Source organism: Streptococcus sp. P25B114 (assembly GCF_053010325.1).
Window position 1 is genome coordinate 46,297 of the sequence record NZ_JBRKNW010000002.1, and the last position, 25,192, is coordinate 71,488.

Sequence of the window (25,192 nt, forward strand, 5' to 3'; positions counted from 1 at the left end):
AACATGGATAAATATCATATTCCACCGGTTTTGGTGTTTGAAAATTATGAGTTGGTTGAGGTCTCAAATGGTCGAGTGGTCATTGAGACAAGAGTAGTTGAGTCTTCCTTGAATATTTATGGCATGACCCACGGAGGTTATCTGTTTACCTTTTGTGATAATGTTGCTGGACTGGCTGTTTTCTCTCAGGGATACAAGTGTGTGACCCTCCAGTCCAATGTTCATTTTACAAGGGCGGGCCATCTGGGAGACAAGTTGACTATCACGGCAGAAATTGTTCACGATGGTCGTTCAACCAAGTTGGTAGAAGCAGTTGTTACCAATGAAAAAGGTCAAAAATTAGTCAGAGCTAGCTTCACCATGTTTGTGACGGGAACCTTTGAAGAAGAATCTTAAAATTTTTGTGATTTTATGAGCATTATTTTTGAAATCGGTAACAGTCATGTGTATAATGGATAGTGTAAAAAATATATTTTCGAAAGTGAGATTTTCCATTATGGCTAAAATCGTCGTTGTGGGTACAAACCACGCTGGTACTGCATGTATCAAAACAATGTTGTCAAACTACGGTGCTGAAAATGAAATCGTAACATTTGACCAAAACTCAAACATTTCTTTCTTGGGTTGTGGTATGGCACTTTGGATCGGTGAACAAATCGATGGTCCAGAAGGTCTTTTCTACTCAGATAAAGAGCAATTGGAAAGCATGGGCGCAACCGTTCACATGCAATCACCAGTTGTAGACATTGACTTCGAGAAAAAAGAAGTGACTGCAATTGTTGACGGTAAGGAGCACGTAGAATCATACGAAAAATTGATTCTTGCGACTGGTTCACAACCAATCATCCCACCAATCAAAGGTGTGGAAATCAAAGAAGGTTCAACTGACTTTGAAGCAACTCTTGAAAACCTTCAATTTGTTAAATTGTACCAAAACGCTGAAGACGTAATCAACAAGCTTGAAAAGCCAGACATCAACCGCGTAGCTGTTGTTGGTGGTGGTTACATCGGTGTTGAGCTTGCAGAAAGCTTCAAACGTAAAGGTAAAGAAGTTGTTCTTGTTGATATTGCTCCAACAGTTATGGGTGCATACTATGACCGCGACTTTACTGAAATGATGAACAAAAACCTTGAAGAAAACGGTGTGAAATTGGCTCTTGGTCAAGCTGTTCAAGCTGTTGAAGGTGACGGTAAAGTTGAGCGTCTTGTGACAGATAAAGAATCATTTGACGTTGACATGGTTATCATGTGTGTAGGCTTCCGTCCTAACACAGGTCTTGCTAAAGGTCAATTGGAAACCTTCCGTAACGGTGCATGGATCGTTGACAAGAAACAAGAAACAAGCATGAAAGACGTTTATGCAATCGGTGACTGTGCAACTATCTACGACAACGCTCGTCAAGATACAAGCTACATCGCTCTTGCTTCAAACGCTGTTCGTACAGGTATCGTAGCAGCACACAACGCAACTGGTCATGAGTTGGAAGGTGTTGGTGTTCAAGGTTCAAATGGTATCTCAATCTTCGGTCTTAACATGGTTTCAACTGGTTTGACAGAAGAGCGCGCGAAAGATGCTGGTTTCAACGCAGCAGTAGCGTCATTCACAGACCTTCAAAAACCTGAATTTATTAAACATAACAACCACGAAGTAGCAATCAAGATTGTCTTTGACAAAGATACACGTGTAGTTCTTGGTTGCCAAATGGTATCACGCGAAGATATGTCAATGGGTATCCACATGTTCTCACTTGCTATCATGAAACAAGTGACAATCGAAGAGTTGGCATTGATGGATCTCTTCTTCTTGCCACACTTCAACAAGCCATACAACTACATTACAATGGCAGCACTTGGTGCGGAATAAGCTTAATTGATAAAATAAGGTCCAGAGTTTTCTCTGGGCTTTTTTACTGGTCTGACATTTCGTAAATGAAGTATATTTTGGTATAATGGAGAGTAATTACATTTTGAGAAAGTATGAGAATATGAACCCTTTATTAAACGGAATGAACGATAGACAGGCGGAGGCTGTTCAGACAACGGAAGGTCCGCTCTTAATTATGGCAGGTGCGGGCTCAGGCAAGACTCGTGTTCTAACCCACCGCATTGCTTATCTGATTGATGAAAAAATGGTTAATCCTTGGAATATTTTGGCCATTACCTTTACCAATAAGGCTGCGCGGGAGATGAAGGAGCGGGCCTATGCGCTCAATCCTGCTACGCAAGACTGCTTGATTGCCACTTTCCACTCCATGTGTGTACGGATTTTGCGTCGGGATGCGGATCACATTGGCTATAACCGTAACTTTACCATCGTAGATCCGGGTGAGCAACGCACGCTGATGAAACGGATTTTGAAAGCTCTAAATCTGGACCCGAAAAAGTGGAGTGAGCGGACCATTTTGGCAACCATTTCCAATGCCAAGAATGATTTGATTGATGATGTGGCTTATGAGGCGCAGGCAGGCGATCTCTATACGCAGATTGTTGCCAAATGCTACAAGGCTTATCAGAAAGAACTCCGTCAGTCAGAGGCAGTCGATTTTGATGACCTAATCATGTTGACGCTCCGCCTATTTGACCAAAATCCTGACGTCCTGACCTACTACCAGCAGAAATTTCAATATATCCATGTCGATGAGTACCAAGATACCAACCACGCCCAGTATCAGCTGGTCAAACTCTTAGCGTCACGCTTTAAGAATATCTGTGTGGTCGGTGATGCGGACCAGTCCATCTATGGCTGGCGTGGGGCGGATATGCAAAATATCTTGGATTTTGAGAAGGATTATCCAGAAAGCAAGGTGGTTTTGCTGGAGGAAAATTACCGCTCGACCAAGACAGTCCTTCAGGCAGCCAATGAGGTTATTGAGAACAATCGCAACCGCCGTCCGAAGAAGCTGTGGACGCAAAATGCTCAGGGAGATTTGATTACCTACTATCGTGCGCGCGATGAGGGCGATGAGGCGATTTATGTTGCCAGTCAAATTGACCAACACCATCGTGAAGGCAAGCCTTATAAGGACTTCGCTGTTCTTTACCGGACCAATGCCCAGTCTCGTACCATTGAGGAGGCCCTGCTCAAGGCCAATATTCCTTACACGATGGTGGGCGGGACCAAGTTCTATAGCCGTAAGGAAATCCGTGATGTGATTTCCTATCTGAATATTATTGCCAACCCTGCGGACAATATTTCTTACGAGCGCATTGTCAATGAACCCAAACGCGGAGTAGGGCCGGGAACAGTCGATAAGATTAGGGACTTTGCGACGACGCATGCCATGTCCTTGCTTGAAGCATCACAGGATATTATGCTGTCTGGTGTCAAGGGTAAGGCTGCTCAAGCCGTTTTTGACCTTGCAACCCTGCTATACAATCTCCGCAATCGACTGGATGAGATGACAGTGACCGAATTGGCCGAGGTGGTCTTAGATAAGACTGGCTACCTCAATGCCTTGGCTGTACAAGGAACGATTGAGGCCAATGCCCGCATTGAAAACATTCAGGAATTTCTTTCGGTGACCAAAAATTTCGATGATAAAGAGGTAGAGGAAGAAGAGACAGGGCTGGATAGGCTCAGCCGATTCTTGCTGGATTTGGCCCTGATTGCTGATACAGACGACGGAGACAAGGAAACGTCGGAAGTCACGCTCATGACCCTTCATGCGGCCAAGGGCTTGGAATTTCCAGTGGTCTTTCTCATTGGTATGGAGGAAAATGTCTTTCCTCTCAGTCGTGCAGCGGAAGAAGAAGCTGAGTTAGAAGAAGAACGCCGTCTGGCTTACGTTGGCATCACCCGTGCCGAGCATATTCTTTATTTGACCAATGCCAATTCCCGCCTCTTGTTCGGTCGGAGCAATTACAACCAGCCTAGTCGTTTTATTCGTGAGATTTCAAGTGATCTCTTGGATTATCAAGGTCTGGCCCGTCCAGCTAATACCAGCTTTAAGGCTTCTTATGTCAATGGCAAAGCGACCCAGTTTGGACAAGGGATGAGTTTGCAGCAGGCTCTCCAAAGTCGGAAATCTTCTGTGCAACAGTCCACTCAATTTGGGGGGACCATGCCTTTTGCTAGCTCCAATCCATCTAGTTCAGCCACAACATGGTCCGTTGGCGACATTGCTGTCCATCGAAAATGGGGTCGCGGTACTGTACTTGAAGTTTCAGGATCGGGCAGCAACCAAGAACTCAAAATCAATTTTCCAGAAATGGGTCTGAAAAAAGTTTTGGCCAGCCTAGCTCCGATTAGCAAGGAGGACTAGTGTGGAGCCAACTATTTGTTTGGATTGTACTAGCTGTTACCATAGTTTTATTAAGTCTATCCCCCATTCTCATCTATGTGTTTTACTACCTTAGCAAGCGGAAAAGTGAACTCTGTACTGCAAAGGTGACAGGCTGTGTTGAAGACTACTCATTCATGTCCTACAATGGCCTTGGCCTGCCTGTCGTGGGCTACTGGGTGAGACAAAGCTATTATTGGGCTGTTGGTCCACATTTCCAATCCTGTCGATACGTCACGGTTTTAACACCCTTATCATGCTTGGTAACGGAACGGGACAGCATGATAATTTGCTAGATAGAAAACATTTACAAGATTCTTTAATTATTTATCGAAATAAGAATAGTCTGTTCAGTCTAACGTCCAGTTCTTTGCTGGACCTTTTTCCATTGGTTCTAGCGTCGATGTTTACTACAATCCACTTAAGCCAAAGCAGGCCTCCGTCCATCGACATATTACGATTTTGTCCAAAAGTTTAGTGTATTTGCTGATAGGATTGCATTGTTTATATATGGTGGTCTGTTTGGTTCTGTGGCTGGCGATGGTCTAGGTTTGACAAATAGGAGGAGGTGACAAGGGTGACAAATCTCAAGTACTTTCAGAAGAGATGGGTAAGAGAGAAATATCTGGTCATGGCTCATTCTCAGCATCATTATAATGCCTTGCGTCAGCTTTTTAAGGGAAATGTTTGGTCAGTTGACAAAGAACTTGAATTTGAACGTTTGCTAGCGGAGGCTTTAGCTCACAATCCTAGTATAAAGACCTTGCGCACTGCCTATCAGCATATTTGGGGTTATTTTAAAAAGTGTGCAAGTGATGAAGAAAGGGAACGCTTCAAGGAATTGGACCTGTTTCTGGAGAGCCAAGCCCAGGAAATGCACAAGTTTTTGAAGTGTAAGACTGACAAGTACCGGCCGCCCTACCTGCTCCAGAGTCGGATAATGCAAGTGGACAAAATACAATAAGGCAGTTATGACTTGTTTTGGGTCATTTCTGTCTTTTTTGAATGGTGATAAGCACAAGTCGAAATCGTATGACAATTTACTCAGTCTAGTGTGGAATTTTCGGCAGATTGATTGTAAATTTAGCACATTCCAGCTTTTCATTCAGGAAATTTATGGTATAATTATGAAATAACAAATTTTTTGAAAATTTTGAAGAATTAACCTAAAGGAGATTTCTATGGCTTATGTAGTAGCTGTTGTTGGTGCAACTGGTGCAGTTGGTGCCCAAATGATAAAAATGTTGGAAGAGTCAACACTTCCAATCGAGAAAGTGCGTTTCCTTGCTTCTGCCCGTTCAGCAGGCAAGACCTTGCAGTTTAAGGGACAGGACATTGTCATTGAAGAAACAACAGAAACAGCCTTTGAAGGAGTGGATATTGCCCTCTTCTCAGCTGGAGGCTCTACATCTGCCAAGTTCGCTCCTTATGCGGTAAAAGCAGGAGCTGTTGTCGTGGACAATACTTCGTATTTCCGTCAAAATCCAGATGTTCCCTTGGTTGTTCCTGAGGTAAATGCTCACGCGCTTGATGCCCACAATGGTATCATTGCTTGCCCTAACTGTTCAACTATTCAGATGATGGTTGCTTTGGAGCCTATTCGTCAGAAATGGGGCTTAGAGCGGATCATCGTATCGACTTATCAGGCAGTTTCTGGTGCTGGTATGGGAGCTATCTTGGAAACTCAGGCTCAATTGCGTGCGTTTTTGAATGATGGAGTAGAACCAAAAGCGGTAGAAGCAAATATTCTTCCTTCAGGTGGCGATAAGAAGCACTATCCAATCGGTTTCAATGCGATTCCACAAATTGACCTCTTCACTGAAAATGATTACACTTATGAAGAGATGAAGATGACCAAAGAAACCAAGAAAATCATGGAAGATGACAGCATTGCCGTTTCTGCAACCTGTGTCCGTATCCCAGTCTTGTCTGCCCACTCTGAATCTGTTTACATTGAAACCAAAGAAATTGCACCGATTGATGAAGTGAAAGCAGCCATCGCAGCCTTTCCAGGTGCTGTTTTAGAAGACGATGTGGCTAATCAAATTTATCCGCAAGCGATTAATGCTGTTGGTAGCCGTGATACCTTTGTTGGTCGTATCCGTAAAGATTTGGACAAAGAAAACGGTATTCACATGTGGGTTGTTTCTGACAACTTGCTCAAAGGTGCTGCATGGAACTCTGTTCAAATCGCTGAAACTCTTCATGAGCGCGGTCTCGTTCGTCCAACAGCAGAATTGAAATTTGAATTGAAATAAAATCATCTATTACGTCTTATCCAACTTACAAGTTTGTCAAATGAAACAGCCGGATTCTTGCTATTTTAGAAAGTAGATATAAACAATTGAAACTTAAAATTATTAAAGGTAATTTTTCAGTTTGTAAACTCGAAGATTATACAAAGATTAACTTGACTAGTTCTTATATTTTTATCGGTAAAACGGATGAAGAAAACTCACTGGTTTGTCTGAGTCAAGAAGTTCCTGATAATGTTATAGAAGAGGACAAAGATTGGATAGCTTTTCGTGTTGTAGGGGTACTTGATTTCTCATTAGTAGGTATCCTTTCACAGATTAGTCAAATATTAGCAGAAGCAAAAATCAGTATCTTTGCAGTATCTACTTTCAATACTGATTACATACTTACTAAAGCTAATAATTTCCCAGCAGCTATTGAAGTTCTTCAGAAAGCTGGATACGAATTTATTGATTAGGAGGTTCTATGTCTATTCAAGATTTACGAGATGTAAAAATCATTACGGCTATGATTACGCCCTTTAAAGAAGATGGTGCCATTAACTATGATGTATTGCCAGAATTGGTCGAACATTTGTTGGCTCATCATACGGAAGGGATTTTGTTGGCAGGAACAACTGCCGAAAGTCCAACTCTAACACACGCTGAGGAGTTAGAATTATTTGCGGCAGTACAAAAGATTGTCGATGGACGCGTGCCATTGATTGCAGGTATCGGTACCAATGATACCCGTGACTCCATCGAGTTTGCCAAGGAAGTTGCGGCCTTTGGTGGCTTTGCGGCAGGTCTTGCCATCGTACCTTATTACAACAAGCCTTCTCAAGAAGGTATGTACCAGCACTTCAAGGCCATTGCGGATGCTTCTGATTTGCCAATCATTATCTACAATATTCCAGGTCGTGTTGTCGTTGAAATGACGCCTGAAACCATGTTGCGTTTGGCAGAGCATCCAAATATCATTGGTGTTAAAGAGTGTACAAGCCTTGCCAACATGGCTTACTTGATTGAGAATAAGCCAGAGGATTTTTTGGTTTATACTGGTGAAGATGGCGATGCCTTCCATGCTATGAACTTGGGAGCAGACGGTGTTATCTCAGTCGCTTCCCATACCAATGGCGATGAAATGTTTGAGATGTTTACTGCCATTGAGCAGCAAGATATCCGAACAGCCGCAGCCATTCAACGCAAGTTTATTCCCAAAGTTAATGCTCTATTCTCTTATCCTAGTCCTGCACCAGTCAAGGCAGTTCTCAATTACATGGGATTTGAAGTTGGACCACTCCGCTTACCATTGGTACCTTGTCCAGAAGAAGACGCCAAACGCATTATCAAAGTCGTCGTTGACGGCGACTACGAAGCAACCAAAGCCATAGTGACAGGAGTTGTTAGACCGGATTATTAAAATAGTCAGGGGAGTGACTATTTTAACGTGAGCTTTGAAATAAGAGAGCGAACAATGTCCGGGGGACATTTTTAACCCGAGCCTAGAAACTGGAAAGCGAGGACAGTCTACGGATAGACTGTTTTAACGCGAGCCTGAAAATACGAAAGCGAGGCTTGTTCGGGGTATACGAATAGTCCAGTGGAGTGAAACAGTTCGGGGAACTGTTTCAGCTGGTCATCAAGAAATACGAAAGTGTCCAAAGCAAACCCGAGCCTAGAAATTCGAGAGAGAGGTCGACCAAGGCGTTAACTGCTATTTTCGACCTTTTATTTAAATTTATTCAAGCACATCATAAAATAGGTGTGCTTTTTTGTTTGGATGTGTAAACCTTTTCAATAAGAATTTGCCTTGTCAATGCTATAATGGAGGAGAAGGGAGGAAGCGGGATGAATATTTTGATCATTGGTGCTTCATTCGCTGGTTTGACAGCTGCAATGGAATGCCAGAAACGCTATCCACAAGCGATTATTTATGTGATTGACAAGGAAGAAAGTACAGGCTACTTTCCCAATGCACTCAATTGGAAAGTAAAAGGGGAAATTTCAAGCTGGGAAGAAGCGAGGGTTGGCTATTTTGAAGGGCTAGAGCAGTCGGCCGTTCATTTCTTACTTGGATGGGAATGCATTTCTATAGAAGCTGTATCTAAAAAAATAAGACTAAAAAAAGAAGAAAGCATACGGGAATTATCCTACGACTATCTCATTTTAGCTATGGGTGCTCAACAAGTTTGGGGACACCAGTCGGTTGATCTATCGGAAAAGATTTTGACAAGTAAATCTATTGGAGAAGCTAAAAAGAGTTTCGAAAAGATTGAAGGGGCCGGAAGGGTAACAGTCATAGGAGCTGGTCAAATTGGTCTTGAAAGTTTGGAGGCTCTCAGTCTTTCATCCATTAAGATCAGGTTGATTGAATCACAAGAATGGCCCTTAGCCAAATATTTCGATCAAGAAATGGTCGATTTTATCTGGGAAGAGTTTGACCGAATTGGACTCGACTATCATTTTTCGGAAACAGTTAATGAAGTTAACTTGGATGAGATAGGTCAAGTCCAGTTACGCAGTTTGCAGGGAACATATCATTCGGACTTGGTGCTTTTGGGTACCAACTTTAGACCCCATACAGATTTGGTGGAAGGACTAGTGGACCTGCATACAGATGGTAGTATTCTGGTGGATGAGTATCTTGAAACCAGCCAAGCTGGAATTTTTGCGGTAGGGGATTTAATTCGGATGCCTGTTACCATGTTTGGGCAGGCCTACCTGCCCATGATCAACCACGCTATGTTGACAGGGCGTCTGGTTGCTGAAAATCTACTGGTTAAGCAGAAGAGCTTAAAGCCTGTTCAACGCATTGTCTCCACCCATGTGTTTGGCTATAATCTGACTAGCGTAGGACTGACAGAAAGGGAAGCAAACCTGTGGTTAGACACAGACACTGTTCGCATCCGTCATCCATTCAGTCAATGGGATAAACATGAAATAGACTTCAAAATGGTGGTCAGTCGAGGAGATGGACGTATTCTTGGTGGTCAATTGGTATCTTCCTCTGACCACATGGCACAGATGAATGTATTGGCACTAGCTATTTCAAAAAATATGACAGTTGAGGACTTGTTACAAGAATCCTGGCTTTGTTTGCCTGGTAGAACCGATCTGCAACCATTCATTATGGAAGCAGCCAATCAGTATTTGTGGCAAAAAAATGACCAAGAATAGGTGGTGATTGTGTGCATATTCTAGACTTATTGGAAAAACGTGAACGCGCTATTTACCAGCTCTTTCTTCTCTTGCGCAAGTCCGTTACACCTATTGGAATAAAGGAAGTTGCCCAGGAGCTCCATCTGTCTAAATCTACCTTGTTACGCTATATAGAAAGTTTCTCTGAAGAGGTTGAAGAGGGCCAGTTTGGTCTAGTTTTTCAAATTAGAGAAGAAGAAATTGTCTTACAACGCGGAGCTAATTTATCCAGACAAGACCTGTTTGCCTATCTCTTTAGAACTAGTATCAAGTACCAGATTTTACTTTATTTTTTTGATAAAAATGAATGCTCCATCCCCATGCTAGCTCAAGATTTATTGCTGAGTGAAGCTACTTTGAACAGACACCTTTCGACATTAAACAAAGTCCTGAAAGAGTTTCAGGTGAGCATACGGAACGGTCGTTTGCGGGGTAGTGAGTTGCAAATTCGCTATTTTTATTATCAATTATTCTGGCTGACTAGGCCTTTCAAGGAATTAGAACAAGATCGGGTCTTTAGGGAGCAACTTGCTCACCTGCCGATTTTTGAACGCTTTTATCAATCACAATTTAATCCTCGACAGGCCCATCAGTTAGCTCTCTGGTTGATGATTGTTCAGAAAAGAATGCGATTGAAGGATTTGGATTTCCAGGCAGTTTATCAGTTAATGGCTCCCTATGAGCAACAGAAATTTTACCGTCACCTACGCCAGCTCTTTTTAACCTTACGCCAGCAAGCTTCCGCTTCCTTTCAAGAGGGAGACACCATGTCTGTTTTTGCCTTCTTGTTTAGTCAAGGGATAGTGGCAGCCCATCAACTAGAACAGGTCTTAGGATTCGGAGGCCCCATTATGGAAGCGACTAGTTGGGCCTTTCAACGTGTAAAAATACTCTTGAAGACAGATTTGACAGTGGAAGAAGGAGAACTCTATCATCTCAATCAGGTCTTTAGTCAGCTCTATTTTTTTACTTCCTGCATCGATAGTGGCTTGGATGAGTTGGCTGACTATGATCCCTTCATGCAAGAGGCTGCTTCTAGTATCTTGCACCATGTATCTGAGGAGATTTTTGGGAGAAGGCAAGCCCCAGCCACCAGTCATTTGCTATCTTTGACGCAATTATTTTCATATTTTATGCAGGTGGAGCCAACCATGGTGAAAATTGGGTGGGCATCCAGTTATCCGTCTGTCATTAGTTCTCCCATTTTACATGTCTTATGTCAGTCCTTAGAACGCAATCGGTCAATTCAAATCGAGCCTGTCCAATCAGACCAATCCTATGATTTGGTTATTTGCTATGATTATCCTTGGCAGCAAGATCCATCTTATCGGATCTATGGATTGCCAACTGATCAGGAGTTGAAGGATGTAAAGAGCCTTATCCAGACCATTCATCAGCGCAAGTTGGAGCAGTCTAAACGGTTGGTCGAACGAAAGCAGTTTCGGATTGAACGTCGGTGATAAACTTTCTAGTTCCCTAGGAAGTTTTTCTTTTGCCGCAAAAAAACAACTTTATCAGTTTTTTTTGAAATTATAAAAAAATTGATAAGATTTTTTTTGAAAAATAGATTACAATAAAATCACAAGGAAGTCGGAAACGCTTTCAAAAGTAATAATAAATCTACAAGGAGGACAGGAAATGTCAACTGAAAAATACATTATGGCCATCGACCAAGGCACAACAAGCTCACGCGCCATCATCTTTAATAAAAAAGGTGAAAAAGTTGGTAGCTACCAAAAAGAATTCACACAAATCTTCCCTAAACCAGGTTGGGTAGAGCACAATGCCAATGAGATTTGGAATTCTGTACAGTCTGTTATTGCAGGTTCCTTTATTGAAAGTGGTGTTCGTCCAGACCAGATCGAAGGGATTGGTATCACTAACCAACGTGAAACGACAGTTGTTTGGGACAAAGAAACAGGACTTCCAATCTACAATGCCATTGTCTGGCAATCCCGTCAAACATCACACATTGCTGATCAGTTAAAGGCGGATGGACATGCTGATTTAATTCATAAAAAGACTGGTCTTGTAGTAGATGCCTATTTCTCAGCAACAAAAGTTCGTTGGATTTTGGACCAAGTTCCAGGTGCACAAGAACGTGCAGAAAAAGGTGAGATTCTCTTTGGAACTATCGATACTTGGTTGGTTTGGAAATTGACCAATGGTAAGTGCCACGTAACAGATTACTCAAACGCTGCCCGCACCATGCTTTACAATATCAAGGAACTCAAGTGGGATGATGAAATCCTTGAACTCCTCAATATTCCAAAAGCTATGTTGCCAGAAGTTCGTTCCAATTCAGAAATCTACGGAACAACAGCACCATTCCACTTCTACGGAGCAGAAGTTCCTATTTCTGGTATGGCAGGTGACCAACAAGCAGCCCTATTTGGACAATTGGCATTTGAGCCAGGTATGGTGAAAAACACCTATGGAACAGGTTCCTTCATCGTCATGAACACAGGTGAGGAAATGCAGCTATCTGAGAATAGCCTCCTGACCACTATCGGTTATGGCATTAACGGAAAAGTTTACTATGCACTAGAAGGTTCAATCTTTATCGCTGGCTCTGCAGTTCAATGGCTGCGTGATAGTATGCGAATGGTGGAAACATCGCCTGAGTCTGAAGAACTTGCTCGTAAGTCTACTAGCAACGATGAGGTCTATGTAGTACCAGCCTTTACGGGACTTGGAGCTCCATATTGGAATTCAGATGCACGTGGATCTGTCTTTGGCTTAACTCGTGGTACAAGCAAGGAAGATTTTGTGAAAGCTACTCTCCAATCTATTGCCTATCAAGTTCGTGATGTTATTGATACCATGCAATTGGATACAGGGATTGATATTTCTGTCTTGAAAGTAGACGGTGGGGCTGCTATGAATAGCCTACTCATGCAGTTCCAGGCAGATATTCTCGGTATCGAGATTGCCCGTGCTAAAAACTTGGAAACAACTGCACTTGGCGCAGCCTTCCTAGCAGGTCTTGCAGTTGGTTTCTGGAAAGATTTGGATGAATTGAAAGAATTGAACGCAGTTGGACAATCCTTCCAGCCAGCTATGAATGAAGCCCGTAAAGAACAGCTCTACAAGGGTTGGAAAAAAGCTGTTGCTGCAACGCAATTATTTGCACAATTGGACGAAGAGTAAAAAGTTAGAAAGTGTGAAAACATGGAATTTTCAAAAGAAACACGTCGCTTAGCGATTGAAAAAATGCAAGATAGACAGTTGGATCTCTTGATTATTGGTGGTGGTATTACGGGGGCGGGTGTTGCCCTCCAAGCCGCTGCTAGTGGTATGGAAACTGGCTTGATTGAAATGCAGGACTTTGCCGAAGGGACATCCAGTCGTTCAACCAAGTTGGTTCACGGTGGGCTTCGTTACCTCAAACAGTTTGATGTAGAAGTAGTATCTGATACAGTTTCAGAACGTGCAGTAGTGCAAAATATTGCACCCCACATTCCCAAACCAGACCCAATGTTGCTTCCAGTTTACGATGAAGAAGGATCTACCTTTAGCCTCTTCCGCTTGAAAGTAGCCATGGATCTCTATGATTTGTTGGCTGGCGTCAACAATACGGACCTTGCCAATAAGGTGTTGACAAGAGAAGAAGTGCTGGAACGAGCACCGCATTTGAAAAAAGAAGGCTTGCTTGGTGGTGGAGTTTATCTGGACTTCCGTAATAACGATGCCCGCTTGGTAATTGAAAATATCAAACGTGCTGCCAAAGACGGAGCCTTGATTGCCAGCCGTGTCAAAGCGGAAAAATTCATCAAGGATGAGGCTGGAAAAGTTGTCGGTATCGTCGCTCGTGATTTGCTGACAGACAGCACCTTTGAAATCCGTGCTCGTTTGGTCATCAATACAACAGGACCTTGGAGTGACGAAGTGCGTAATCTTGGTGGAGAAGGTTCAGGCGTCCTTCAAATGCGTCCAACCAAGGGTGTGCACCTAGTTGTCGATAGTTCTCGCTTGTCTGTGCCACAACCAACTTACTTTGACACTGGACACGCTGACGGCCGTATGGTCTTTGTCCTTCCGCGTGAAAACAAAACCTATTTTGGTACGACAGATACGGACTATACAGGTGATTTGGCGAATCCAACGATTACACAAGAAGATGTCGATTATCTATTGGATATTGTTAACAATCGTTTCCCAGAAGCAAACTTGACCTTGGATGATATTGAAAGTGGCTGGGCTGGTCTTCGTCCCCTCTTGTCAGGAAATGGTGCTTCTGACTACAACGGTGGTAACAATGGAAAACTCAGCGACGATAGTTTCAACAGCTTAATTGAAACAGTCAAAGCTTACTTGAACAATGAAAAGACCCGTGATGATGTGGAACACGATTTGACCCATCTGGAAGGTAGCGTTTCTGAAAAACACTTGGATCCGTCTGCAGTATCGCGTGGTTCTGCCCTTGACCGTGATGAGAATGGTTTGCTCACACTTGCCGGTGGTAAAATCACAGACTTCCGTAAGATGGCAGAAGGTGCATTGGAAAAAGTAGCAGACATCCTCAAAGAAGAACATGGGCGTAGCTTTAAACTCATCAATTCTAAGACCTATCCTGTTTCTGGTGGTGAATTGAACCCAGCTAATGTAGCAGAAGAAATCGAACACTTGGCTCAATTAGGTGTGAAAAAAGGTTTGGACTACGACGATGCCTTCTATCTTGCTAACTTGTACGGATCAAATGCTCCAAAAGTCTTTGCACTGAACCATAAAGTAGAGGCTGTGTCTGACCTTAATCAACGTGATTTGCTTTCTCTTCATTATGCCATGAAAGAAGAAATGACCTTGACAGTAGTGGATTATCTGCTTCGTAGAACAAACTATATGCTCTTCATGCGAGAACAATTGGATGCAGTAGCACCTGAAATCATCAAGGAAATGGCGGCTTATTACAATTGGTCAGAAGAAGAGGCTGCTAGTCAAGAAGCTCTGCTTATGGAAACTCTAAATAAAAACGATTTGACCTATCTGAAGAAGGTGTAATACAATTTATGAAAAGGATTACCAAGCTGAACAATAGAAAAGAACCCAAGGAGGCTTTATGAAATTTTTACGTTCTACCATCGGCTATATGATTGCCGGTATGATTGTTATGAGTGTCTGGGGGGCATTTGCGGATGCCTACGGCATTATTGGAGGCTACTTTGCTGCCTTTATTATCATCGGTCCAATGTGGTTTATGAACCATTATCTGGGGCTAATCAAACACGATGATGACTCAGCTTTTGTCGATATGGGGCTGGGAATCGGTCTGTGTGGTATTTTCCGTGATGCCTTTATTAATGGATTTGGTACTGTGGTTGAATCGCTTCCGACCATCGTCTTGGTTGTCATCGGCGCAACCATCGCTGGACTGGTTGCAGCCAAGATTGAAGAAGATATGGAAAAAGATTAAGGAGGGTATCACATGACAGTTCAACAAGCAATTGCTACTTTAGTTGGTGCGTTTCTCTTCCCCTTCATCATTCGGATGGCCTGGGGACAGATGGTTGAAAAATTTGGTCCGATTGGTGGTTGGATCGCTGCGTCAATGATTGTCGGGACGGCCTGGACCATTAACCACGGTGTGGGGCTTATCACCCAATCGGGTTCTGCCTGGGTTGATATGGGACTTGCTGCGGGTATCGGTGTATTTGTCGCATCAGTTGCGCGTGGTGGTAAGGCTGGCAAAGCCAAAACCAATCTCCTAGCAGCCCTGGTCGGAGGAATTTTAGGCGGTCTAATCCTATCATTTATCCTTTAAAAGCAAAGTTTCAAGTCGGGATGAAATGTCCCGACTTTTTATAATAGTGAATGAACCCCAGCAAGTCCTAGGCTTAACCAAGTGTAGAGTCTTTTCAAAGTGAATGATGCTTGTCGTGACAATATGATCTTTTAAGAATGTGAGCAAAATATTTTACACTATCACTAATTATTGATAAAATAATACCAAATCAGAAACGAGGTAGTTTACATGAACAATACAGGTATTCATCACATTTCGACTTTGGTGGGCAACATCCACCAGGCTTATCATTTTTATCACCATATTCTTGGCTTGAAGTTGACCCTGAAGACAGTGAATCAGGATGATTCGTCCATGTATCACCTCTTTTTCGGGGATGAAGATGGCCGGTTCGGTACAGAATTCACGATTTTTGACATGCCAAACTTCCAGATGGAACGCAAGGGAACCAATCGCCTAGAAAGAACGATTTTTCTAGTCAAGGATAAGGCAGCTCTGGAGTTCTGGGCACAACGTTTGACGGATTTTGAGGTCGAACATGGTGGAGTAGAAGTGATGGGAGACAGACATATTCTCAATTTCCAAGATGAGGATGGGCAAGATTTGGCCTTGACCTATCATGATACTATTGGTCCTATGTATCCAATGGAGACTGCCGAGATTCCTGAATCGGTTGCGATTTTAGGAATTGCTGGGATTCAGATGCGGGTGCGGGAGGAGAAAGCCCTGCTGGACATGCTGACAGAGAGATTTGGTTTTGAAGAGGAAAGCCGTTTTGATTATCAGGGACATCAGGTCATTTCGCTCAAATTCGACAATGATTTCCAGCATCGCGTGCAGGTTTTCGTCGATCAGATTTCAAAAATCTCCGTCATTGGGGTTGGTGCCATTCACCACGTAGCCTTTGGTGTCTTGGATACATTAGATTTAGAGGATATGGTTCATACACTTGACCTGCTCAACCGTCCGCACTCAGGCATTATCAATCGGGACTTTATGAACTCCCTCTATTTCCGCGCGCCGAACTACCTTATGTTTGAAGTGGCGACAATGGAAGGTCTGCACGAGGCCAAGAAAGCTGAGCAACAAGATAAACTCGATGATGTTGAACTCTTCTTGCCAAGCTTCTTTGAGGAGGACCGGGCTGAGATTGAAGAAGTTCTGAGAAATCGTTATTAGGAGACAGTCATGAACTATCATTTTGTGGAGGGAAATGCGCCCTGTCTCCTGGTCTTTTTTCACGGAACAGGTGGCGATGAGCAGTCCATGCTCTTTCTGAGGGAAAAATTGGATCCTGAAGCAGCTGTACTATCTTTTCGGGGTAATGTTGGTCAGGGGAAATCCCGTCGCTTTTTTGCTCCGCTGGTTGACGGGCAGCTGGATTTGCTTGATTTTGAGCAACGTTTGACCGATTTTATAGACCAGTGGCCACAAATTGCAGTAGCAGATTACCAGCAAATTATCTTTGTCGGCTTTTCAAATGGGGCTAATTTTATAGCAGGGCTCCTGACCAAGCGGGCTGATTTGGCTGACTGCTATCTTTTGCTCCATCCATCAGCTCTTGATTTTTCAGTGCCTTTGGAAAATAGCCGAGCGGACATTCTTGTGACAGTTGGCTTGCAGGACCAGTTGGTTGCCCCAGTCGCAGTTCAAGAACTCTACCAAAATTGGCAGGAAACTGCCTTTCCCAAACTTCAATTAGCCATTTTTGACAAGGGCCACTTTTTAACGATTGATGAAATTGACCGCATCATCAACTGGTATCAGACAAAATAAAGACCTGAACTCTTGTGTTCAAGTCTTTTTTGCTATTAGACCAATGATTCCAACTTGTCGACCAAGGAACCAACGTAAGCGATTGTTTCTTTAAGTGGTTGGTCTGTTGATACATCAACGCCTGCGTGTTTAGCCAGGTCTTGGGCAGACAGGCTAGCGCCCAGTGACAGGGTTTCCAACCATTTTTCAACGACTTCTTCTGGATTTTCTTCCAATTGCTTAGCCATAGCCGTACCGATGGTCAAGCCAGCTGAGTAGGTGTATGGATAGAGGCCAATGTAGTAGTGAGGCTGGCGCATCCAGATAAGACCAGCATCGTCGCCGATTTCAAAGTCTTCACCCCAGAATTCTTTGATGACATCCAGCTTGATTTGGCAGAGAATGTCGCCGTTGAGGTATTCGTCATTGTCCAGACGAGTGTAAACCTCACGCTGGAAGGCTGCCTCAAGCAGGTGAGTGACCATGTTGTGGAAGTAAGTACGACTGATTAACTCGCTAATCAAGTAAGCCTGGAAGCCAGGATCTTGGTTGTTTTTCAAAAGAGTGTTACAAGTCAAGACTTCATTAGCAGTAGATGGAGCTTCGATGAAGTAAAGTGAAGGTTCATAGCTGAGGACGCTTTGTTTCTTAGCCAATTGGAAATGCCCTGCATGCCCCAGTTCGTGAGCTAATACCAGGACTTCATTCATGAGACCAGTCCAAGAAAGCAGGATATAAGACGGTCCGTCATAGAGAGTCGCACAGAAACCACCAGTCGCCTTGCCCTCATTTTGCGCAAAGTCAATCCAGCGCTCATCGAAGGAACGTTCAATCATCTTGACATAATCGTCGCCAAGGATGCCCAAACAGTCAATCAAGAATTGTTTAGACTCTTCTGGCGTAATGCGTTGGTTAAATTCGGACGGTAGGCTGATTTTCAGGTCGGCGTGGGTAATTTTCTCCAAGCCATGAGCCTTGGCAACCAGCTTGACATAGCGACGCATGTGCGGTGCCAATTCTTTCATGATGACGTCAATCTGACGGTCGAAGAGGTCGCGGGAAACATTTTGGTGGTGGAGAAGATAGTCAATGGTCGTGTCAAAACCGCGGAGGCGCGCCTCAATCTGCTCATTTTTAATGTGTGATAGATAGGTTGCAGCTGTTGTGTTCTTGTATTTTTTCAAGGTATTGTAGAAACCAGCAGCGGAATTACGACGAATTTCGGTGTCGTGACTGATTTCGTAGTCATTTTCAAACAAAACATAGCTGTTTCCGTAGGTTTGGCCATTTGCTTCAAAGCTGTCAAAGGTCATATCCTCAAACTTGGTAACCCCGTAGTTGTTGTAAGGTTGGCCAAAGGTTGGTGCAAAATTGGCCAAGAGTTCTTCTTGAAGAGGGTTGAGTTGGTGAGGTTTTTGGCGAATGATTGCCTCGAAAAACGCCTTCCATTGAGGCTGTTCAGCAATCAAGTTGTTCAAGACTGCCTCGTCAAGTAAGCCCAGTTCGGTGTCCAGGAAGGACAATTTTGGAATGGCAAAGGCACGCACTAATTCGTATTCATTGGCGAGGCTAGCCAATTCTGTATTCATCTTGTCGACTTCAAGTGGCAAGAAGGCATAGTGGTCCAGCTTGCTAAGGAGGATAGACAGGTCTTCGTATTCTTTCAGTGCAGCGACAATACTTGCTTTTTCGGTCAATTGACCTTTATAGGTTTTCTCAAATTTCTCAACTTGTTCCTTGTAGCTAGCAAGGGCATCCTTGTAGGCCTGGTTGTCTGGGAAAATTAGGTTGGTATCCCAGGTGAGTTGCACGTCAATTTCATGGCGTTTTGGCATTGCTTGTGACATAGAATTCTCCTTTATTTTCAGAATTTTAAGTATATTATATCATAGAATGAAAATTATAACTTGACAAAACCATGAAAAACCTAGATAATAGAAGTATGAAAGGGTTTACTGAAAACCAGAAAGGAGCTTAATATGCAAGTCATTAAACGTAGTGGAGAGATTGTTGAATTTGACCCAGAAAAGATTTATCAAGCCATTTTAAAGGCTGCGCAGACAGTTTATGTGATTGATGATACCTGGCGGAAAAACCTTGCCCAGGTGACTAAGAAGGTCGTACTTGACTTGGAAGAGGCTCATACAGAACGCCCAACCATCAGCATGGTACAATCCCAGGTGGAGCACCGTTTGCTGGATGCCGGCTATATCTCAATCGCAGAGCATTATATTTCTTATCGCCTGCAGCGTGATTTGGAACGCAATGGCTACGCGGATAAGATTGTCGTTCATTTGCGATTTGAGCAAGTACGTTAAAAGCAGTTATAGTTTTTAACTATAAGTTCATATAGCTAAAAACTATTGGTAATTTATGACATAATAGGCTAGAATAAATGAAATCCATCCTTTTTGATAATCTGGATGTTATAACTAGTCATTCCCTAAGTTCGTGCCTTAGGGATTTTTTATTTCCTCTTATCTTTTTTGAAAATCCAGCCTAAAATTTTATTTTTAAATCGGTTTTAGCTGGACGAATTCTCCGAAATGTTTTATTATAATAACAGATAGAAAACTGAGAGGAGGTAAGGTAGAGAGGTTGGGAAGCTGACTCTATCCTATATCAAAATCGGAGGTTATCAAATGAATAGAGAATTTAAGGCTATGGTTGTTGAGCAAGCAGGCGACGAGATTGTATTTGCTCCAAAAACCATTACAGTGGATGATTTGCATGAAGGTCAAGTCCTTATCAAAGTTGCCTACAGTTCGGTCAACTACAAGGACATGCTGGCTGTGCAGAAAAATTCCGGTGTCATCCGGAATTATCCCATGATTCCAGGTATAGACTTGGCTGGTACTGTAGTTTCTTCGGAGACAGATGAATTTACTCTTGGTCAGGAAGTGCTGGTGACCGGCTATGAAATGGGCATGTCCCATACAGGCGGATTCTCTGAATATGCCCGCGTTCCAAAAGATTGGGTTGTGCCATTGCCAGAAGGGTTGACAATGAAAGATGCCATGATCCTTGGCACGGCGGGACTCACAGCTGGTTTGTCTGTCCTGGCGCTTGAGAAAGCTGGGATGACAGTGGACAAGCAACCACAGATTCTCGTGACAGGCGCTAGTGGTGGCGTAGGTTCGGTTGGGCTTGCCATTCTCAAATCTCAGGGCTATGAGCACATTAGCGCTCTAACCCGAAAGGACAATCAGGATGAGCTAGTTTGCCGGCTGGGTGCTAACAAGATTATCAAGCCAGAGCAAGTCTTTATCAAGGAGAATCCACTCCTGCTCAAAGGGATTTACAATTATGTGCTGGATACAGTAGGTGGTGATGTGGTCGCTCATCTGATTCCACAGATTGACTATGACGGTGCTGTTTCGCTTTGTGGAAATGCCGGAGGTGTCAAGATGTTGACCAATGTTCTGCCATTTATTCTCCGTGGTGTACAGGCTTTGGGAATTGATTCTGTCCAAATTAGCCATGAAAAACGGACAGCAGTCTGGGAAAAATTCGCCAAGGAATGGAAGATTGTAGACCAGCTGGCTTATGATGAAATCAGCTTGGAAGAACTGCCTGAGACCATGACTCTTTTGAAAGAAGGGCGGCATTTGGGTAGAACCATTGTCAAAATTGGATAAACTGGACTGTTGAGATTTGATGAACAATAAGATCTATCAGCGGCGGAAGTCTGTTGCACACCAAAGCACCTACAAACGATAAGATAATTTTGAATAGTATGAAACGGCTAGGGATTACTTTAGTCGTTTCTTTGGTATAATGATAAGTATGAATCTGATTGTGACAACGAGTTTGAGGATGGATAGTCAGCTAGTCTCTCTTGCAGAGTCCATTGCCAAAGAACTACCTGCTATTTATCTGCCGCGTAATAAGCAAGCCTTGAGCCGTTTTTTTACGGATGTGGACCGGGTTTTGGTAGTTTACAAAGACCGGCTGGTTTTGGAACAAGTGGGTGGGCAATCCCTCTTTTTTCACCCAGATACTGCTATGCTTCGTATCAAAGCTGGACGTGACCCTCTCCTAGAATTGATTGGCGACAAGCCAAAGACTATTTTAGATTGTACCATGGGTCTGGCTTCAGACAGTATTGTCATGGCAAGCAGAGGACACCAGGTGAGGGCATTGGAGAGTTCGCAGTTGACGCATTTTTTAGTGAGCCGTGGTCTGCAAACCTTCGACAGTGGCAAGGAAAATATCAACCAGGCCATGCGGTCCATTGAGGCCATCTGGACAGACAGTTTGCCCTATTTGAAAAATCAGGCAGATAAGTCGGTTGATGTGATTTATTTTGATCCTATGTTTTCTAAGGAGATTAAGGAATCGCAGAATTTGTCCGGATTAGCAGGGCTAGCAAATGCTGCCCCCTTGTCAGGGGAATTGTTGGCTCAGGCCAAGCGGGTGGCCAAGGAAAAGATTATCTTGAAAGCTCATTTTCGTGATGCGGTCTTTGAGCGATTTGGCTTTAAACGTCATGTAAGACCCAATCAAAAATTTCATTATGGAGAAATTCGTTTGAAGGAGTGAGAACAGAATGAAAATATTAGTAACTGGTTTTGACCCATTTGGAGGTGAGTCTATCAATCCAGCACTGGAGGTCATTAAATCATTACCAAAGCAGATTGCAGGCGCAGAGATTCTTCTTGAGGAGATTCCAACTGTTTTTTATCAAGCTGCAAGTGTTCTTGAAGAAGCCATGGCTAAGTATGCACCAGATATTGTGCTATGTATTGGACAGGCTGGTGGAAGGACGGAATTAACACCTGAGCGTGTTGCCATTAATCAAGACGATGCACGCATTCCAGATAATTTGGGACAACAACCAATTGACACTATGATTCGTGAAGATGGGCAACCTGCTTATTTTTCAACCTTACCCATCAAAGCAATGGTTGAAGCCATTCGTGCAGCAGGTTTTCCAGCCTCTGTTTCTAATACCGCAGGGACCTTTGTCTGCAACCATCTCATGTACCAAGCTCTTTACTTAGCTGATAAACAATTTCCAAAGACTAAGGCTGGTTTTCTTCATATTCCGTTTCTACCGGAACAGGTTCTTGACAAACCAGGCTTTGCCTCTATGTCTCTAGCCGATATTGTTAGAGGAGTTGAAGCAGCCATTGGAGCAATAGTTGCATATAAAGACAAAGAGGATGTGAAGAACGTTGGAGGTGCAACACATTGATGGGGGGATTGTATGGAAGCTAGGAAACGTGTCGAGGAGATGGAAAAAATATTTAATATGCATCTGGAGATGAACAAGTCCCTTGCTGATAGTGTTACCCAACTCAATCAGGCACAATCAAGTTATTTACGGTTGCTAGATTATTATCAGAGCCAGACCTATATGGAAGATCTTGATTTATCCAATAATGGTTATTTTGATGGTATTCCTTGCGGTGTATTGAGTGAAGATGGAGTCTATAATTTGCTTTTTGACCGCTCGAATTTAGCAAGTCAACTGAGAGAACTAGCAGATCTGCTTGAGCAATAAAAATGGCAATAAAATTTTTAAAAAGTGTCAAGTTTTTTTCTTGACACCTGCTTAGAATGTGTTATAATAGAACATGTGCTAAATAGCTCTGCTATTTCACCGAATAAAAAATTAAAGAAAAGAGAACATTTTAAAATGGCAGTAAAAATCCGTTTGACTCGTATGGGTTCTAAAAAGAAACCTTTCTACCGTATTAACGTTGCAGACTCACGCGCTCCACGCGATGGTCGTTTCATCGAAACAGTTGGTACTTACAACCCACTTTTGGCTGAAAACTCAGTAACTCTTAAAGAAGAGCGTGTACTTGAGTGGTTGGCAAAAGGTGCACAACCATCTGACACAGTTCGTGCCCTTCTTTCTAACGCTGGCGTTATGAAGAAATTCCACGAATCAAAATTCTCTAAATAAGAACAGTAAGCGAGACTACTTATGGACATGATTGAAAATCTCATTATTGCGATTGTGAAACCCTTGATTTCACAGCCTGACAGCTTGACGATTAAAATCGTTGATACACCTGAATTTTTGGAATATCATTTGGATTTGGATCAATCGGATATTGGCCGTGTTATCGGTAGAAAAGGACGCACGATTTCTGCAATTCGTACGATTGTCTATTCTGTCCCAACAAGTGGTAAAAAAGTTCGTTTAGTGATTGACGAGAAAGAATAAGAGGGTCACCATTTGGTGGCTTTTTACTTACTTCAAGATAAAAAACTAGAAAGGGAATTATGAAACTTATTTGGAACTATCTGAAACACTATCCAAAATGGTTGATATTAGATCTGTTTGCCGGAATTTTGTTCGTAGCGGTCAACCTTGGTTTGCCAACCTTCTTGGCTCGGATGATTGACCAGGGGCTCACGCAAAATAATCCTGACCAAGTCTATTTCTGGGCTTGGATGATGTTGATAATCGTTGTGTTGGGCATTGTCGGTCGTGTCCTTTTGGCCTATGCTGCTGGACAGTTGACGACCAATATTGTCAAGGATATCCGCAATGATTTGTATGAAAAAATCCAAGATTATTCCCATCATGAATACGAGCAGATTGGTGTTTCTTCTCTTGTAACACGGATTACCAATGATGCCTTTGTCCTCATGCAGTTTGCGGAGCAGGTTCTGCGACTGGGTGTTATCACGCCTATGATGATGATTGCCTCGGTCATCATGACCCTGGTGACCAGTCCTGGACTGGCTTGGACAGTAGCAGTGGCTATGCCTTTCTTGGTCTGGGTCGTCTATTATGTGGCCATCAAGACCCGTCCTTTGTCTGAAATGCAGCAGCAAAAGTTGGACACGATTAACCAGTACGTCCGTGAAAATCTCATGGGGTTGCGGGTCATCCGGGCTTTTGCGCGCGAAGAATTTCAAGAAGAACGATTTGAGCAGGTCAATGAGGATTACACCGGCATTTCTAAGAAACTCTTCATCTTGACAGGTTTGACGGAGCCACTTTTTGTACAAATCATTATTGCCATGATTGTGGCCATTGTCTGGTTTGCCCTTGCTCCGCTCAGAGAAGGTAGCTTGCAAATCGGTGACCTAGTTGCCTTTATTGAGTATGGTTTTCATGCCCTTTTCTCCTTCTTGCTTTTTGCCAATCTCTTTACCATGTATCCCCGGACGGCAGTTTCAGCCAAGCGGATTCAGGAAGTTCTGGACATGCCGATTTCGATTTCTAAAAATGAAGACGGGATTACAGAGACAGAAACCCGCGGTTACCTGGAATTTGACAATGTGACCTTTGCCTATCCAGGTGAGACCGAGTCGCCTGTTCTCCACAATATCTCCTTTAAGGCAGAACCTGGTCAGACCATTGCCTTTATTGGCTCAACGGGTTCTGGTAAGTCTACTTTGGTCCAGCTCATTCCACGATTTTTCGATGTGACCCTGGGCCGGATCTTGGTAGATGGTGTGGATGTCAGACGCTACAATCTGAAAGCCCTCCGCAGCAAGATTGGCTTTATTCCGCAGAAAGCTCTGCTATTTACCGGAACAATCGCCGAAAACCTCAAGTATGGAAAGCTGGATGCCAGCATGATGGAGCTGGATGCGGCGGCTGATGTGGCTCAGGCCAAGGATTTTATCGAAAGCAAGGAAGACCGGTTTGAGACCCATTTGGCAGAAGGCGGTAGCAATCTGTCTGGCGGGCAAAAACAGCGACTGTCTATCGCGCGTGCCATTGTCAAGGAACCAGAAATCTATATCTTTGATGATTCCTTCTCTGCCTTAGACTATCGGACAGATGCGATTTTACGCAAGCGCCTCAAGGAAGTGACGGAAAATGCGACTGTCCTTATCGTTGCCCAGCGTGTGGGAACCATTATGGATGCGGACCAGATTATTGTCCTCAACGAAGGGGAAATTGTCGGACGTGGTAAGCACGATGAGTTAATGGAAAGCAATGAATTCTACCGTGAAATTGCCAATTCTCAACTCAATCGTCAGTCCTTGACAGAAGAAGAATAGGA

General features: G+C 43.3%; 24 protein-coding genes and 1 pseudogene. 24 read left to right on the forward strand and 1 reads right to left on the reverse strand.

Features of this window, described 5'->3' with window-relative positions; genetic code table 11:
* The first annotated feature begins 3 nt into the window (after positions 1 to 3).
* From ACVC7T_RS01440 to ACVC7T_RS01515, 16 genes and pseudogenes are all read left to right on the forward strand, one after another.
* Complete coding sequence (locus tag ACVC7T_RS01440) at positions 4 to 396, forward strand: PaaI family thioesterase (RefSeq protein WP_105112007.1); 393 nt, start codon at positions 4 to 6, stop codon at positions 394 to 396.
* A 100-nt stretch (positions 397 to 496) separates the two neighbouring features.
* Positions 497 to 1,864, forward strand: a complete 1,368-nt coding sequence (gene nox, locus ACVC7T_RS01445) for a H2O-forming NADH oxidase (RefSeq protein WP_394731933.1) — start codon at positions 497 to 499, stop codon at positions 1,862 to 1,864.
* Between the two features lie 121 nt (positions 1,865 to 1,985).
* Positions 1,986 to 4,262 (forward strand): DNA helicase PcrA, encoded by a 2,277-nt coding sequence (gene pcrA / locus ACVC7T_RS01450; protein ID WP_394731932.1) that lies wholly within the window; start codon positions 1,986 to 1,988, stop codon positions 4,260 to 4,262.
* Positions 4,263 to 4,646: 384 nt separating this feature from the next.
* Positions 4,647 to 4,829 (forward strand): annotated as a pseudogene (locus tag ACVC7T_RS01455) (hypothetical protein); the annotation flags it as partial.
* Positions 4,830 to 4,911: 82 nt separating this feature from the next.
* Positions 4,912 to 5,244: a DUF1722 domain-containing protein gene (locus ACVC7T_RS01460; protein WP_394731940.1), complete on the forward strand. Its 333-nt coding sequence runs from the start codon at positions 4,912 to 4,914 to the stop codon at positions 5,242 to 5,244.
* Positions 5,245 to 5,461: 217 nt separating this feature from the next.
* Positions 5,462 to 6,538 (forward strand): aspartate-semialdehyde dehydrogenase, encoded by a 1,077-nt coding sequence (locus ACVC7T_RS01465; RefSeq protein ID WP_105112003.1) that lies wholly within the window; start codon positions 5,462 to 5,464, stop codon positions 6,536 to 6,538.
* 86 nt (positions 6,539 to 6,624) lie between these two features.
* Positions 6,625 to 6,993 carry an ACT domain-containing protein gene (locus tag ACVC7T_RS01470; protein ID WP_172009149.1) on the forward strand — a complete coding sequence of 123 codons (369 nt, stop codon included), beginning with the start codon at positions 6,625 to 6,627 and terminating at the stop codon, positions 6,991 to 6,993.
* Between the two features lie 8 nt (positions 6,994 to 7,001).
* A complete protein-coding gene (gene dapA, locus ACVC7T_RS01475) occupies positions 7,002 to 7,937 on the forward strand; it encodes a 4-hydroxy-tetrahydrodipicolinate synthase (RefSeq protein WP_394731931.1) in 936 nt (311 codons plus the stop codon).
* A gap of 428 nt (positions 7,938 to 8,365) precedes the next feature.
* Complete coding sequence (locus tag ACVC7T_RS01480; protein WP_447262344.1) at positions 8,366 to 9,694, forward strand: FAD-dependent oxidoreductase; 1,329 nt, start codon at positions 8,366 to 8,368, stop codon at positions 9,692 to 9,694.
* An 11-nt stretch (positions 9,695 to 9,705) separates the two neighbouring features.
* A complete protein-coding gene (locus ACVC7T_RS01485) occupies positions 9,706 to 11,175 on the forward strand; it encodes a helix-turn-helix domain-containing protein (protein WP_447262345.1) in 1,470 nt (489 codons plus the stop codon).
* A 178-nt stretch (positions 11,176 to 11,353) separates the two neighbouring features.
* Complete coding sequence (gene glpK / locus ACVC7T_RS01490) at positions 11,354 to 12,865, forward strand: glycerol kinase GlpK (RefSeq protein WP_105122220.1); 1,512 nt, start codon at positions 11,354 to 11,356, stop codon at positions 12,863 to 12,865.
* 21 nt (positions 12,866 to 12,886) lie between these two features.
* Positions 12,887 to 14,716: a type 1 glycerol-3-phosphate oxidase gene (gene glpO / locus ACVC7T_RS01495; RefSeq protein WP_447262346.1), complete on the forward strand. Its 1,830-nt coding sequence runs from the start codon at positions 12,887 to 12,889 to the stop codon at positions 14,714 to 14,716.
* Positions 14,717 to 14,774: 58 nt separating this feature from the next.
* Positions 14,775 to 15,128: a Lin0368 family putative glycerol transporter subunit gene (locus tag ACVC7T_RS01500; RefSeq protein ID WP_105111996.1), complete on the forward strand. Its 354-nt coding sequence runs from the start codon at positions 14,775 to 14,777 to the stop codon at positions 15,126 to 15,128.
* Between the two features lie 12 nt (positions 15,129 to 15,140).
* Entirely contained in the window at positions 15,141 to 15,476 is a 336-nt protein-coding gene (locus tag ACVC7T_RS01505) for a Lin0368 family putative glycerol transporter subunit (protein ID WP_105137810.1), read from the forward strand.
* Between the two features lie 210 nt (positions 15,477 to 15,686).
* Positions 15,687 to 16,637, forward strand: coding sequence for a VOC family protein (locus ACVC7T_RS01510; protein ID WP_105160959.1), 951 nt, complete (start codon positions 15,687 to 15,689; stop codon positions 16,635 to 16,637).
* A 9-nt stretch (positions 16,638 to 16,646) separates the two neighbouring features.
* Positions 16,647 to 17,234, forward strand: coding sequence for an alpha/beta hydrolase (locus ACVC7T_RS01515; protein ID WP_105160958.1), 588 nt, complete (start codon positions 16,647 to 16,649; stop codon positions 17,232 to 17,234).
* A 35-nt stretch (positions 17,235 to 17,269) separates the two neighbouring features.
* Here ACVC7T_RS01515 and pepF read toward each other — a convergent pair whose 3' ends face one another.
* A complete protein-coding gene (gene pepF, locus ACVC7T_RS01520) occupies positions 17,270 to 19,060 on the reverse strand; it encodes an oligoendopeptidase F (protein ID WP_105160957.1) in 1,791 nt (596 codons plus the stop codon).
* Between the two features lie 132 nt (positions 19,061 to 19,192).
* On the opposite strand from pepF, the gene ACVC7T_RS01525 reads away from it, so the two are divergent.
* The 8 genes from ACVC7T_RS01525 to ACVC7T_RS01560 all read left to right on the forward strand — a co-directional run bounded on the left by ACVC7T_RS01525 (position 19,193) and on the right by ACVC7T_RS01560 (position 25,190).
* Positions 19,193 to 19,531, forward strand: a complete 339-nt coding sequence (locus tag ACVC7T_RS01525; protein WP_105111991.1) for an ATP cone domain-containing protein — start codon at positions 19,193 to 19,195, stop codon at positions 19,529 to 19,531.
* Between the two features lie 324 nt (positions 19,532 to 19,855).
* Positions 19,856 to 20,851, forward strand: coding sequence for a YhdH/YhfP family quinone oxidoreductase (locus ACVC7T_RS01530; protein ID WP_447262347.1), 996 nt, complete (start codon positions 19,856 to 19,858; stop codon positions 20,849 to 20,851).
* A 148-nt stretch (positions 20,852 to 20,999) separates the two neighbouring features.
* Entirely contained in the window at positions 21,000 to 21,755 is a 756-nt protein-coding gene (locus tag ACVC7T_RS01535) for a class I SAM-dependent methyltransferase (protein WP_105111989.1), read from the forward strand.
* 7 nt (positions 21,756 to 21,762) lie between these two features.
* On the forward strand, positions 21,763 to 22,410 hold the full coding sequence (pcp, locus tag ACVC7T_RS01540; protein ID WP_447262348.1) for a pyroglutamyl-peptidase I: 648 nt from the start codon (positions 21,763 to 21,765) through the stop codon (positions 22,408 to 22,410).
* A gap of 12 nt (positions 22,411 to 22,422) precedes the next feature.
* Positions 22,423 to 22,719, forward strand: coding sequence for a DUF4298 domain-containing protein (locus ACVC7T_RS01545; protein ID WP_105123269.1), 297 nt, complete (start codon positions 22,423 to 22,425; stop codon positions 22,717 to 22,719).
* 135 nt (positions 22,720 to 22,854) lie between these two features.
* Complete coding sequence (gene rpsP / locus ACVC7T_RS01550) at positions 22,855 to 23,127, forward strand: 30S ribosomal protein S16 (RefSeq protein ID WP_105111987.1); 273 nt, start codon at positions 22,855 to 22,857, stop codon at positions 23,125 to 23,127.
* 21 nt (positions 23,128 to 23,148) lie between these two features.
* Positions 23,149 to 23,391, forward strand: a complete 243-nt coding sequence (locus ACVC7T_RS01555) for a KH domain-containing protein (protein WP_105111986.1) — start codon at positions 23,149 to 23,151, stop codon at positions 23,389 to 23,391.
* 59 nt (positions 23,392 to 23,450) lie between these two features.
* The gene (locus ACVC7T_RS01560; RefSeq protein ID WP_172059238.1) at positions 23,451 to 25,190 is read left to right on the forward strand and encodes an ABC transporter ATP-binding protein; all 1,740 of its coding nucleotides are present in this window, start codon (positions 23,451 to 23,453) and stop codon (positions 25,188 to 25,190) included.
* Positions 25,191 to 25,192: the final 2 nt, after the last annotated feature.